This window comes from Vreelandella arcis (genome assembly GCF_900103865.1).
GTDB lineage: Bacteria > Pseudomonadota > Gammaproteobacteria > Pseudomonadales > Halomonadaceae > Vreelandella > Vreelandella arcis.
The window spans coordinates 283,817-297,125 of record NZ_FNII01000004.1; the positions used below are offsets into that span (position 1 = coordinate 283,817).

Sequence of the window (13,309 nt, forward strand, 5' to 3'; positions counted from 1 at the left end):
CGACTTTAATTCCCAAGACGTTTTTCTATCGTCAAGTACGCTTTTTCTCTGCGGCGCCATCGCTAGTCCAGCCTCTACGCCGAAACCGCAATTTCGCTTACCGGACGCCCAAGCTTCTCGGTAATATTACCCTGTATCGTTTTACCTAAATTATCGCGCATTGGCGCGCTCGCGTCCGCAGCCAACTGCACCTCGATGGGGTTACCACGCTCGTCGACCCGCAACACCCAAGCCATCTGCTCGCTAGAAAAGCGTACCAGCGAGCCTACCGGCAAAGCTTTAAAATGCTCGATATAGCGTTTAATCCAACGCGGGTCGAACTGGCGGGGGTGGCTCAGCAAGTGACGGTAAATTTGCTGCGCTGTTTTGGCCGGACGGTCGTTGCGGTCACGACGCAGAGCCTCCACGACATCCACGATCGCGCTAGCTTTGGCAAGCTCGTTTAACGACTCCCCGGTCACTCCGCTGGGGTATCCGCTGCCATCCATACGCTCATTAATACCGCTGATGACGGCAGACGCGACACTCGAAGATAGCCACTGGCAGCTACCCAACCGCTCCAATACAATCGGGACGTGCTCACTCAGTGCCTGACGGTGAGTCGCCTCAAAGTTCTCGGCTTTAAATAACACCTGGGGCACTAAAGCCTTACCTAGGTCATGTACCAAACCACTGGCCACCAGCGCTTTGCGCACGTCACGGGGCATTCCAGCCCCCACTAGGTCCAAGAGATGAACCGCCACCGATATGCCATGCCGAACCAGCAACGGCTCGGGCGACAAGCACCGGCAGGCAAATAGCAACGCCTCACGATCCTCCTCGTGCAGATCCATCAGCCGATCGGTGTAAAGCGAAAGCTGGCGCGAGTCGAGGTCGCTCCCTTGCTGAAGCGCCAATATTTGCGCATCCAAAAAAGCGGCAACCTTGACCAGTCGGCGCGCCGTAGGCGTTGCGTAGCGCTTGGTATCACGACGTCCGACATGCTCACCGGTATTGGTTCGCCCAGCAGGAGAGGCAAACAGCGGTGAGGGCTGCCGCTCATCCTGGCTTTCTTTCGTGTAACGCGCCGACTCACGCTCGATTTCACAGACGAAGTACCAAACCTGCCGCTCTTGCTCAGCACTATAGTGGCCAAAATGAAAACCAGCCCTCAGCAAATTGCGTTCCGCATCGGGGCGCTGGTGGCGAGCGGTGGCTTGAATTTCAAAGTGGGTGCCGTCGGGAAACTCAAACGCCACCGTCAGAGGCGCCTCTGCCGCCGCCAAAATACCGCTTGCCGTCATCGGCAATTCTAGCTGACAGCCTTGTTGAGACAGATCTCGCAGCTCACCCCGAACCGCCTCCTGACCAGGCACGCTGACCATCGCGGTCACCGGCATGCCTATACGCAGCTCAGCGCGAAACGCATCGCGGCGCTGGAGCACATCAAGATAGGCAGGATAATCACTACAGCATAAAAAACGCCCACCAGAGCGGCGGGTTTCGGTCAACGAAAGCAGCGACGTGCGTAGCATTTTGCCCTGGGCCTGCCCTGTCAGGTAAAACGACGCGCCGTCTTGCAGCTGGCTAAGCAAATAATCTACCGATGAAAGGTCTAATACCAACGTTTGCTTGGGATGCTGCTCCATCAAGACAATGGGCTCTGCACGGGCGTCAGCCTTTTCCAAGCAGAGCGACGCACCGCCGCTTTCAACCAACGTATCCAGCAGCGACGCTACCGCGACTGGGTTCGAGACTCGTTCGTACTCTTCCTCGTGGGCCACCATGCTCTCCTAACCTTTCCCATTGCCTCAACGAATCATGCGCTAAGCGCTGCAGAATACCAGAAGCTGGCGACATCGAGGACGCTTCATGCGTCTATCGTACGGCGTTTCGCATATCGACTATGCTAAGCAAGGTAGCAAAATTAACTGGTGCATTAGCATTAAAGCTCTAACACTAAAGATTTTGGGGATTTAGCCGATAAAGCTAGCGTAAACATATGTAACTTGCATTTAAGTACGTAGATCTCATAAAGCATCGGATAACGGCGCTCACTCGGCATCGCTCACATGCCGAATGCCTATACTAAAAACAGGGGAATACGAACGATGAACTCACCTAACATTGATGCCATCAACCGCATACAAACCTTACAGCTTAACGGCTTAACGCCGCGCGAACGCCTCGATGAAGCACTGGAAGCACTACCCTCTCCAGGCAGTCAGCTAAGCGAAGCACAGCAAGCTACACCTACCGCCGGCGAACTCGTCGAGCCCATTCAACGCATTAACGACGTCATGCGTGAGCGCGGCATAGAGTTTGATATCAGCGAAGACTCGTCGCGGGTCATCACCCGCGTGATCGACCGCGATTCTGGGGACGTTATTCGCCAAATCCCAGCTGAGGAAGTACTACGCATTGCTGAACAACTACAAGATATGCGCGGCCAGTTTGTGTCGCTTGAAGCGTAAATCACTGACAAAAAATCAAACAGATAGCGATTGCGTATCGGGGTTACACCTGCATATTCATCACATCGCGATAGGCGGACACCAAGCGATTGCGCACCTGTAACCCCATTTGCGAAGCGACACTCGCTTTCTGCATATCGATCATGACGTCCGCCAATTCGAGATTCGGATCCCCCGCCTGAAACGCCATCGCTTTATTATTGGCAGACAGCTTAAGCTGATTAATCCGCTGAATGGACGCTTGCAGCTCGCCGCCAAAACTACCATGCCCGGCTGCCTGGGAAAGGCTGCCACCTTGCATTGCCTGTCCTGACGCTTGGGTAGCCAAGCCCTGCATTTGCTGCAGCGCTGATTGTATTGCCGGTGTACTCATATAAACCTCGAGCAGTGAGGAAACTGAATGATTGAAGCCTAGCATCAGTACTACAAAGCTCATACGTACAATTACGCACATAAATCTAAGCTTTTCGTTCCTTTAGGCTTGCCCAGCCACAGGATAATGGCGTCCATCATAATTTCGCCTCATCTTTTCGGCGGATAACCGCGATGGACGGATTTTAGCCTATGCCTTCTTTGATGATGCGCCTGGGCCGGCGCCTGTTTTGCTTGTCTCAACGGAGTGATTCATGAGCGAAACAGGTGCGACGGCAGGTCGTCAGACAAATACCACCACACCTTCGGCACCTAATAATGCTAGTGGTGACAACGCGAAAACTTCATTTTCCGAACGCGCGCGCGCTCAGCTGCGCGGCAACCCGCTTGTCGCTCTGTTGGTGGCCGGCGCCGCGTCGATCGCGGTGGTCGCTGCCCTTTTGATGTGGGCCAGTAGCCCCGATTATCGCGTGTTGTATAACAACCTTGATCAAGCCGATGGCGGACGCATCATCACCGAACTCGACGCTCGAGGCGTGCCCTACCGTTTTAGCCAAAACGGTCAGGCGTTGATGGTGCCTAGCGACCAGGTGCACCCCTTACGCCTCTACCTTGCCGAGCAAGGATTGCCACAGGGTGGCAACGTTGGCTTGGAGCTCATGGAAGACCAAGCGTTCGGGATTAGCCAATTTGCCGAGCAAGTCAATTACCAACGCGGGTTGGAAGGTGAGCTAAGCCGTTCTATTGAATCACTGGGACCGGTAGAAGGCGTCCGCGTTCACTTGTCGATGGCCAAACCGTCGGTTTTTATTCGTGACCAAGAACCCGCTAAAGCGTCGGTGGTACTAACGTTACTGCCCGGTCGCGTGCTTGGCGATGGTCAGGTCAGCGCCATTGTCCATATGGTGTCCAGCAGCGTCCCTGAACTAGCACCCGAAGACGTCTCGGTGGTCAACCAAGACGGCCGGTTACTGTCAGCCGATGTTGGGGGCAACAACGACCTTGACGGTAGCCAATTGCAATATCTGGCCGAAGTTGAGCGCTCCTATCAACGGCGTATCGAGAATATCCTGACGCCAATTCTGGGCGAGGAAAACGTCCGCGCCCAGGTCGCCGCCCAGGTGGACTTCTCCCAGCGTGAAGAAACCTCTGAACGCTATGGCCCCAATCAGCCACCCAACGAAGCCGCCGTGCGCAGTCGCCAACTAAGCCTCTCGTTTGACGGTGAAGACCCTCTTGCCACCGGCATTCCGGGTGCGCTCAGCAACACTCCGCCGGGGACAGCGCCCTCGCCCATCAATCAGCCCGACGAAGATGCCGAAGGTGAAGACGGAGAAGCTGATGAAGAAGTGCCTGACGACGCACTGCGCAACCTAACCCAAGACGACGTCGTTAATTATGAAGTAGATCGCAGCATTGAGCACATTCAACACCGGCTGGGTCGTGTCGAACGACTGACGGCGGCCGTCGTCGTGAACTACCGTGAGGTAACCAACGAAGAAGGCGAGCAGGAACAGGTTCCCCTCTCCGCTGAAGAAGTTCAGCAAATCGAGGGGCTGGTGCGTCAATCGATGGGCTTCTCCGTCGCGCGTGGCGATGCGATCGATGTGGTTAATACACCGTTTGCCGACATTGAAGACGACACACGCGCAACACCCGAGTGGTGGCAACGACCAGGTGTTCTTGAGCTAGCGGGACAACTGGGCCGCTACCTGCTCGTTGCGCTTGCCGTATTGCTGCTTTACCTGCTCATCCTGCGGCCGCTCATCAAGCGCTATACCGAATCGCCCGTCATGGCCACCGCCGCGCCTGGCGAGGGGCTTCAGGCCAGCGTTGGCGACGATGATGAAGATGAGGGCGAGGGCAGTGATGAAGAGGAAGAAACGTATCAGAAGCCGAAACGTCGTCGTAAGACGTCCTTATATGAACACAACCTGAACGACCTCCGTGAAATGGCGCAAGAAGACCCACGTATGGTGGCGATGATCGTGCGCAGCTGGATGAATGCCAATGAGTAGTGCAATTGCCAAGATGGGGGGCGCTCGCAAGAGCGCCATCCTGTTACTCGCTCTGGACGAAGATAGCGCCGCTGAAGTGTTTAAGCACATGAACGCATCTGAAGTCCAAGAAATCAGCATGGAAATGAGCAAACTTCAGCAAGTGTCTCACGAGGACATGAAGGGTGTTCTCGAGGCGTTCCATAAAGAAACAGAAGAGTTCGTCGCCCTTAATTTGAACTCCAGCGAGCATATTCGCTCGGTGCTTACTAAGGCATTGGGTGGCGACCGTGCTTCCAGCCTGATTGAAGACATTTTGGAAAGCAGCGCGGAAACATCGGGGATTGATTCTCTCAATCTGATGGAAGCGGGCATGGTGGCGGATCTCATTCGTGATGAGCACCCGCAAATTATTGCCACCATTTTGGTTCATCTGGATCGTCATCAAGCCTCCGACGTTCTTGAGCTTTTTGAAGAAAAGCTGCGTAACGACGTGGTGCTACGTATCGCCACCTTCAGTGGCGTACAACCCGCTGCCCTGCAAGAACTGACCGAAGTACTGTCCAGCATGCTGGATGGGCAAAACCTCAAGCGCAGCAAAATGGGCGGCGTAAGAACCGCTGCAGAAATTCTCAACCTGATGAATTCGTCTCAAGAAGAGACGGCGATCGAAACAGTCCGCTCGCACAGCGAAGATCTGGCCCAAAAGATCATCGACGAGATGTTCCTCTTCGAGAACCTTCTCGACTTGGACAATCGCGCCATTCAGATGCTCTTGCAGGAAGTCGAGACCAACTCGCTGGTGGTAGCCCTCAAAGGTGCCCAAGACGCACTGGTGGACAAATTCCTGCGCAATATGTCGCAACGTGCGGCTGATTTAGTTCGCGAAGACATGGAAGCCCGCGGCCCGGTTCGCGTCTCTCAGGTCGAAACCGAGCAAAAAGCGGTTCTACAGGTTGTGCGTCGCTTAGCCGACTCGGGTGAAATCGTCCTGGCAGGAGGAGACGATGAGTATGTCTGAGTCCCCACAGTTCGACCGTCACCACCAATGGCGGCGCTGGCAGATGGACGAACTGATCCACTCGGCCAGCCCCGGCAGCAACGACGCGCCAACAGAGTCCTCAGCACACCAGCGCAAAATCGACGCGGCCCAAAAAGCGGCCAAGCAAGCAAAGTTACGCGAAGCCCAAGCGCGCCAAGAAGAATACGACAAGCTGCGCCAGCAAGCCGAAGAAGACGGCTACCAGGCGGGCCTTGCTCGAGGCCATGAAGAAGGCTTGGCCAAGGGACTCGAAGAAGGCCGTCAGCAGGCCCAACAGGAACTTACGCAGCAGACAAAAGAAACGCTGGCGCCGCTGGAAGCGCTTGCTAAGCAGTTTTCAGACGCGCTTACCCAACTTGACGACAACATTGCCCATGACCTGGTGGAGTTGGCAACGGCGACCGGCAAACAGCTAGCCGCCGAGGCATTACACGAAACGCCGGAACGCATTTTGTCGCTGGTGCGCGAACTCTTGCACACAGAACCACCGCTTGTTGGCCAACAGCGGTTGTGGCTGAACCCCGACGACCATACGCTCGTCGCAGAGCACCTGGGCAGCGAACTAGAAGCCGCTAACTGGACGCTACAGCCCGATGATCAACTGGCTCGCGGTGGGTGCCGGGTGACCAGCGCTCAAGGCGAGTTGGACGCCACCTTTGAAAGCCGCTGGCAAGCGGTAAAAGCCCAAGCGCGCAAGCGTCCATCCAGTTCGTCCAAACCGTCGACTTCCTAGGTGCTGCGATGACCATGTCCTGCCCTCATCAACACCGCTGGCAAAAAGCGATCCGCCGCACCACGCAGCGGGTGAGCACTTTGCCACGGGTGGGAACGAGTGGTCGCGTTGTGCGAGCTACAGGCATGGTAGTCGAGGTGGTTGGGCTGCGGGTTGCCGTGGGCAGCGCCTGTAAAATTGAGTTACCCAGAACCGACGCTCATTCGACTCAGCACGAGCCTTTCGCTGAAGCCGAGGTAGTCGGCTTCAGCGGCGATAAGCTCTTCCTGATGCCTCTGGAACAAATCTCAGGCTTGATGCCCGGTGCCCGCGTATCGCCGCTGAGCGACGGGAGTGGTCACAGCGCGCGTCGCTTTCCCATCGGTGATGAACTGCTGGGGCGTGTACTCGATGGCAACGGCAACCCGCTTGATGACAGGGAACAATTGGACGATACGCCCCGCGCTACACTGAATACGCCGCCGTTGAACCCGCTATCCCGTGCGCCCATTGAAACCCAAATCGATGTGGGTATCCGATCGATTAACGCCCTATTAAGCGTCGGCCGGGGGCAGCGCATGGGGCTTTTCGCCGGCTCCGGGGTGGGTAAATCGGTGCTCTTGGGCATGATGGCACGCTACACCAAGGCTGACGTCATTGTCGTCGGCCTTATCGGTGAGCGTGGCCGCGAGGTACAGGACTTCATCGATAATATCCTCGGCCCCGAAGGTCGACGTCGGGCCGTGGTAGTCGCAGCCCCCGCGGATACTTCGCCGCTGCAGCGGCTTCAAGGGGCGGCCTATGCAACACGCCTCGCCGAAGGTTTTCGCGACGAAGGGCGCAACGTTCTGCTAATCATGGATTCGTTAACGCGCTTTGCGATGGCCCAGCGCGAAATCGCCTTGGCGATCGGCGAACCCCCGGCTACCAAAGGGTACCCGCCGTCGGTGTTTGCCAAACTGCCCGGCCTGGTTGAGCGCGCGGGTAATGCGGAACGGGGCGGCGGCTCTATCACTGCATTTTATACCGTCTTAACCGAGGGTGATGACCAGCAAGACCCAATCGCGGATTCAGCCCGAGCGATTCTCGATGGCCATATTGTCCTCTCGCGTACGCTAGCTGAAGCGGGGCACTATCCTGCCATCGACATTGAAGCGTCAATCAGCCGTGCCATGACCGCGATTACCGACGAGACTCAGCAGCGTCAATCACGTGTATTCAAGCAGTTTTTCTCACGTTATCAGCGCAACCGTGACTTGATCAGCGTCGGCGCATACACCCCAGGTCATGATCCACAGCTCGATGAAGCGGTTAGACGGTTTCCAGAGCTTGAGCATTTTTTGCAGCAAAACATTAACGAAAGCGCCACCGTCGAAGCTTCCCGACAATCCCTTAACGCCTTGGTTGGAGAGTCAACATGAGCCGAACGCAGCTAGAAATGCTCGCCGATTTAGCTCGCGAGGCCCGGGATCAAGCCGGCATTGCCCTTGCTCAAGAGCGTCAAAGCGAGCAGCAGACGACAGCACAATTGCATTCGCTCAACCGCTACCGCGCCGAGTACGCCGAGCGTTTACAGCTCGCGATGCGTGACGGCATCGATCCCGCTACGATGTACAATTACCAACAATTTCTTGGCTCGCTGGATGCCGCGCTGGAACGGGCCCGAGATACACTGGCGGCACAGCAAAAACGTGTGCAAAAACGCCAACAACATTGGCAACAAGAGCAGCGTAAGCTGTCTTCCTACGATACACTGACCTCACGACGGCTAGTAGCAGAGCATCGTCGTCTTGAGCGTTATGAACAAAAAACCAACGACGATTTGGTGACTAGCCGTTTGGCTCGCCAACGTAATGAGACACCGCAGTAGCGGTGCCAGGGAACTGAGCATGAATATTCACCAGTTGCTTTCTACAACGCAAGGTCAAGCGACCAGTAGCCAGCCGGGCTCCACTGCAACGGCTGACGGCGTTCGCGGGTTCTTTCAGCAGGCACTATCCCAGGCCTCTGCTTCACCCCATCAGCGCCTTGCGAACTCACCGGTAACGCCGTCGTTAAACCAAGCCGACTTGAACAACGCAGGCAACGGCAACGCTGCGGATGCTAGTTCACTATCAGCAATGCTCGAGTCACTCGGCCTGGATATCAGCCCCGAGGCACTAGAAAAGCTGATGGCACGTTTTTCATCTGCCGATAGCGCGTCCGTCCGCGATGATATGGCAGCGCTTGAGACCTCCGGCCGTTTAGAAAACGCCACGCTCGATGATATTGCGCAGCGCCTATCGCTCATGGCTTCTTTCGGCGATGCCACCCAGGATCTTGGCACAGACGATGCGCCGCCAACAGCGGCCGAGCTTGCCCAGCAGCTAGGCATCAAGGAAGGCGAAGCCGAGCAGTTAGTCAGCTTGCTCAGCGCTTTCGTCGCGGTTCAGGGGCAAGGTGCTAACGCCACTACCAACACCAGTTCAGCAGGATCACCACGCACACTGGGCGATATAGCGCAGGCACTTGGGGCTACTTCCCAGCAAGCCGAGGGTGGCCAATCCTCACGCGCCGATGATGCCAAACAGTTGCGGGCAGATAACCCCCTACTAAATCAAGTCGACACACGAGCCAATACTCGCAGTGCACCAGAAAACTGGGTGAGTGCGCTGGATACCTCAGCGCGGGCCGATGGGGCGAAAGCCAACCCAATGGTGCCCAGCACTGCTTCAGAGTCACTGTTGAGCGGTTTATCATCGGCGAACGGTGGGCAAACCAACGGGCAGCCCGGTATTGCCCCCACTGCTTCAACGTTAGGTAGCGCAGCTAACCCAACATCGGCTGCGGTCAACACGCCGGTCACCAGCCCGGCATGGCCCCAGCAATTAGGTCAACAGCTTGTCCAGTTCGCCCAGCGCGGCGGCGACCAGCTGGTGCAAATGCAGCTACACCCAGCAGAGCTAGGCCCTCTATCCATCTCGTTGAAGTTTGGCGAACAAGGTGCCCAGGCGCACTTTTTATCGGGCCACGCCCAGGTTCGCCAAGTGATCGAACAGGCCATTCCCCAACTGCGTGAAGCGCTGGCAGAACAAGGCATTTCACTGGGTGAAACGTCCGTTGGCGAACAGCGCCAATCCAGCGAACAAGGGTTAGCTCAACAGCAGTCCGGGCCAGGTGGCCAGCCCAGCGCTGAAGGCGGAGAAGAAGGTGGTCGTTTAGCCTCTACGTCGCCGAGCACGCCTATCACGCTCGATGGTCGGGTTGATCTATACGCATAACACGGGCCACGCATTCTTCCACGACCACGGTCAATCGCGTGTCAGTTTAGAACTAAACCAAAAGATAGGCTCGCCAAGCGAGCCTGTTCATTTCATCACCAGCATGCGCTTTAGGCATAATGCCACGATAACGCTACGCATGGAGATTACAGGAACGAGCAATGGCTGAATCAAGCGGCGGACCAAAAAAATTACTCTGGGTAATGATCATTCTAGTACTGCTTTCCTCGGCGGGAGCGGCAGCTGCCATTTATATGGTGATGGATCAGCGTGACGATAACCCGGGAGAAGCGGCAGAAGAGACTGCTGAGCGCCAGCCACCGGTTTTTCTGACCATCGAGCCGTTTACCGTCAACTTGGCCGATGACCGTCAGGGTACAAGATTGCTCTACGCCGGCATTACTCTTCGCGTTGAGGATGAAGAGACTCGCGACCTACTCGAACAACACATGCCACAGCTTCGCAGCCGGTTGCTCACCATATTGTCCGGCCAAGAAGCAGGCAGCCTGACCTCTTCACAAGGCAAGCAACAGCTAGCTAGCAACATCAAAGCAAGGCTCAGCGAGCCCTTTGATGAGGATCAGCCCCCACTTAGGCTGAGTGAAGTACTGTTTACTGAATTCATTGTGCAATAATCTAGGGAACTGGAGCCGTTCATGTCGCAGGACGATCTACTGTCCCAGGAAGAAATTGACGCCCTACTCAAAGGGGTCAGTGGTGATGATGAATCATCGGCGTCCTCGGCTCAGTCGCAAAACGAACCGAAGGTACGCCCTTACGATCCATCCACGCAGCACCGTGTTATTCGCGAGCGCCTGCATGCCTTAGATTTTATTAATGAGCGCTTCGCGCGCTACTTCCGTACGGGCTTATTTAACCTACTTCGACGCAGCGCCGATATCACCGTTGAGTCGGTTCGTTACCAGAGCTTTAGCGATTTTTCGCGCAATGTTCCCGTACCGACCAATTTGAATATCGTCTCCATGCGCCCGCTGCGCGGATCTAGCTTGATCGTATTTCCACCTAATTTAGTCTTCATGGTGGTCGACAACCTCTTTGGCGGCGACGGCCGTTTTGTTACCAAGTCGGATGGGCGCGAATTCACCAATACCGAACAGCGCATTATCCAGCGCTTGCTAGGCTTGGCCATCGATGCCTATCAAGAAGCATGGAAAGTCGTTTATCCATTGGAAATCAGCTTCCTTCGCTCAGAAGTGCAGTCGAAATTTGCTAACATTACTAACTCACCCAACGAAATCGTGGTGAACACCAAATTCAATATTGAAGTGGGTAACCTGTCGAGCAACTTTCAGGTTTGTATGCCTTACGCCATGATTGAGCCGCTACGCGACCTCTTGGCGAACCCGATCAACGACAGCAACCACGACCAAGATGGCACATGGTCGCGCCGGATGGCGAGCGAGTTACGCCAGTCAGAAGTCGAGTTAGTCGCTGAGTTTGCCCACATCCCTAGCCGTATCTCCCATGTAATGGGGCTCAAAAAGGGTGACGTACTGCCGTTAGACATCCCCTCCACCGTCACCGCCAATGTTGATGGCGTGCCGGTGATGGAGTGCGAATACGGAAGTCAACGACAGCAGCGCGCCTTGCGCGTGCAGCGTATGATCGATCACGCCGCGATGAACAATGTACCGTCCAACGACTTTGTTAAAGGGTCGACACGACAGAAAGCCAAGGAATCTAAAGCATGACGGATCCTAATAAACCCGATGAGAATATCTCTGACGACGACTGGGCGTCTGCCATGTCGGAACAAGAGGAAGAAGAAAGCACTGCCGCTTCATCTGAAGCCGCCGATGGCGAGGAGGAAGATCCTTGGGCAGCGGCGATGGCAGAACAACAGGCTGTCGAGGAAGAAACGCCTGAGGAGGACAAACAAGCCGACGATCCTCCCGCCAGTGAAGCCAAAGCGGCCAGCGACGATGTATTTCGTCCGTTGACCCAGGACAGTGGCGCTACCTCGTCGCGCGACCTTGAAATGATCATGGATATTCCGGTCAAGCTCACCGTTGAGCTAGGCCGCACCAAACTGACCATCAAACAGCTGCTTGAGCTGGCTCAAGGCTCGGTTATCGAGCTCGAGGGGCTGGCGGGTGAACCCATGGATATCTTGATCAACGGTTATTTGATTGCCCAAGGCGAAGTCGTCGTCATTGAAGATAAGTACGGCATCCGTATCACCGAGATCATTACGCCCTCTGAGCGCATTCACAAACTGAACCGATGAGCAGTGAAACCGCCTCAACGCAAAGTAGTTCGCTCGACGCCATAAGCAGCGGCGGCGACTCCTTGATTGGCATGGCCATGCTGGGCAAAACGGCAGCGGCACTGGCGCTCGTTATTGCCATTATTTTACTTTGCACGGCGCTTTTGAAGCGTGTCGGTCATGCCAAACGCGCCGGTGGTGAGCTCCAGCTTATCAGCAGCACTGCCGTGGGTAACCGTGAGCGCGTGGTGATCGTACAAGTTGAAGATACGTGGTTAGTATTAGGCGTTGGTAACGGACGCATTACCAAGCTGCATGAGCGCCCGGCGCCTGCTACGCCACCAGCAGATACCACACAAGCGCCCTCTCACTTTGCCAAACGCTTTTCCCAAGCGCTGGCCGATAACCTGACCAAAAAGCCACGGCGTGGCCCTCCACCTACCTCTGAAACAGATCGAACCCCATGAGGATTAAAACGTTACATTGGCCGCCCTTTTTGCGGTGGCGGTGGCTCCTTGTTGTTAGTTTGCTTTGCCTTTTTCCGCTTATCGGCAACGCCCAAGAGCTTCCCGGGATAACCACTCAGCCACTTGAAGACGGCGGGCAGCAGTGGTCCGTCTCTTTGCAGACACTATTATTTCTGAGCTCGCTGGCATTCCTACCGTCTATGCTGTTGATGATGACCAGCTTCACGCGGATCATCATTGTGTTGAGTTTGTTGCGCACCGCCATGGGCACCCAGGCGACGCCCCCTAACCAAGTGCTGCTCGGCATCGCCCTGTTTCTGACGTTTTTCATCATGTCACCCGTCCTAGCACAGGTTTACGACACAGCCTGGGTACCGTTGAGTGAAGAAACCATCAACTTTGAAGAGTTTTTACGTTTAGCGCAGCTTCCGTTTCGTGAGTTTATGCTCGCACAAACGCGTGAACCCGATTTAGCACTCTTTGTGCGCCTCGCGGATGTGGGCCCAATGCAAGGGCCGGAAGAGCTGCCCATGCGCGTGTTATTGCCCTCGTTTGTCACAAGTGAGTTAAAAACTGCCTTTCAGATCGGCTTTACGATTTTTATTCCGTTTTTGATTATTGACCTGGTCGTGGCCAGTACCTTGATGGCCCTGGGTATGATGATGGTTCCACCCATCACCATTTCGTTGCCGTTTAAGCTTATGCTGTTTGTCTTGGTTGACGGTTGGCAACTGATTGTCGGTTCGTTAGCTGAAAGCTTTTACATGATATAGCCGTCA

Annotated in this window: 14 protein-coding genes; 12 read left to right on the forward strand and 2 right to left on the reverse strand. The window is 55.5% G+C overall.

The features are described from left to right. Positions 1-74 precede the first annotated feature (74 nt). Positions 75-1,766, reverse strand: a complete 1,692-nt coding sequence (locus BLR97_RS06625; RefSeq protein ID WP_089703778.1) for an HD domain-containing phosphohydrolase — start codon at positions 1,764-1,766, stop codon at positions 75-77. A gap of 324 nt (positions 1,767-2,090) precedes the next feature. Between BLR97_RS06625 and BLR97_RS06630 the strand changes: the two genes are divergently transcribed. Next, complete coding sequence (locus BLR97_RS06630; RefSeq protein WP_089703782.1) at positions 2,091-2,453, forward strand: flagellar protein FlaG; 363 nt, start codon at positions 2,091-2,093, stop codon at positions 2,451-2,453. A 43-nt stretch (positions 2,454-2,496) separates the two neighbouring features. Here BLR97_RS06630 and fliE read toward each other — a convergent pair whose 3' ends face one another. Continuing rightward, positions 2,497-2,826: a flagellar hook-basal body complex protein FliE gene (gene fliE, locus BLR97_RS06635; RefSeq protein WP_089703924.1), complete on the reverse strand. Its 330-nt coding sequence runs from the start codon at positions 2,824-2,826 to the stop codon at positions 2,497-2,499. Positions 2,827-3,079: 253 nt separating this feature from the next. Between fliE and fliF the strand changes: the two genes are divergently transcribed. The 11 genes from fliF (at position 3,080) to fliP (ending at position 13,303) form a co-directional block, all read left to right on the forward strand. After that, positions 3,080-4,843 carry a flagellar basal-body MS-ring/collar protein FliF gene (fliF, locus tag BLR97_RS06640; RefSeq protein ID WP_089703786.1) on the forward strand — a complete coding sequence of 588 codons (1,764 nt, stop codon included), beginning with the start codon at positions 3,080-3,082 and terminating at the stop codon, positions 4,841-4,843. Further along, positions 4,836-5,843: a flagellar motor switch protein FliG gene (gene fliG, locus BLR97_RS06645; protein WP_089703789.1), complete on the forward strand. Its 1,008-nt coding sequence runs from the start codon at positions 4,836-4,838 to the stop codon at positions 5,841-5,843. The genes fliF and fliG overlap by 8 nt, the downstream gene beginning before the upstream one ends. Further along, entirely contained in the window at positions 5,830-6,597 is a 768-nt protein-coding gene (locus tag BLR97_RS06650; protein ID WP_089703792.1) for a flagellar assembly protein FliH, read from the forward strand. Before fliG ends, BLR97_RS06650 begins: the two co-directional genes overlap by 14 nt. An 8-nt stretch (positions 6,598-6,605) precedes the next feature. After that, positions 6,606-7,997: a flagellar protein export ATPase FliI gene (fliI, locus tag BLR97_RS06655; RefSeq protein WP_089703795.1), complete on the forward strand. Its 1,392-nt coding sequence runs from the start codon at positions 6,606-6,608 to the stop codon at positions 7,995-7,997. Beyond that, entirely contained in the window at positions 7,994-8,446 is a 453-nt protein-coding gene (fliJ, locus tag BLR97_RS06660) for a flagellar export protein FliJ (protein WP_089703798.1), read from the forward strand. The genes fliI and fliJ overlap by 4 nt, the downstream gene beginning before the upstream one ends. Positions 8,447-8,465: 19 nt before the next feature. After that, the gene (locus BLR97_RS06665) at positions 8,466-9,836 is read left to right on the forward strand and encodes a flagellar hook-length control protein FliK (RefSeq protein ID WP_170832990.1); all 1,371 of its coding nucleotides are present in this window, start codon (positions 8,466-8,468) and stop codon (positions 9,834-9,836) included. A gap of 161 nt (positions 9,837-9,997) precedes the next feature. Beyond that, positions 9,998-10,471, forward strand: a complete 474-nt coding sequence (gene fliL, locus BLR97_RS06670; protein WP_089703803.1) for a flagellar basal body-associated protein FliL — start codon at positions 9,998-10,000, stop codon at positions 10,469-10,471. A gap of 21 nt (positions 10,472-10,492) precedes the next feature. After that, the gene (fliM, locus tag BLR97_RS06675; RefSeq protein ID WP_089703805.1) at positions 10,493-11,548 is read left to right on the forward strand and encodes a flagellar motor switch protein FliM; all 1,056 of its coding nucleotides are present in this window, start codon (positions 10,493-10,495) and stop codon (positions 11,546-11,548) included. Further along, positions 11,545-12,084: a flagellar motor switch protein FliN gene (fliN, locus tag BLR97_RS06680; RefSeq protein ID WP_089703807.1), complete on the forward strand. Its 540-nt coding sequence runs from the start codon at positions 11,545-11,547 to the stop codon at positions 12,082-12,084. Before fliM ends, fliN begins: the two co-directional genes overlap by 4 nt. Continuing rightward, a complete protein-coding gene (gene fliO, locus BLR97_RS06685) occupies positions 12,081-12,530 on the forward strand; it encodes a flagellar biosynthetic protein FliO (RefSeq protein WP_089703808.1) in 450 nt (149 codons plus the stop codon). The genes fliN and fliO overlap by 4 nt, the downstream gene beginning before the upstream one ends. Then, positions 12,527-13,303 (forward strand): flagellar type III secretion system pore protein FliP, encoded by a 777-nt coding sequence (gene fliP / locus BLR97_RS06690; protein WP_089703810.1) that lies wholly within the window; start codon positions 12,527-12,529, stop codon positions 13,301-13,303. Before fliO ends, fliP begins: the two co-directional genes overlap by 4 nt. Positions 13,304-13,309: the final 6 nt, after the last annotated feature.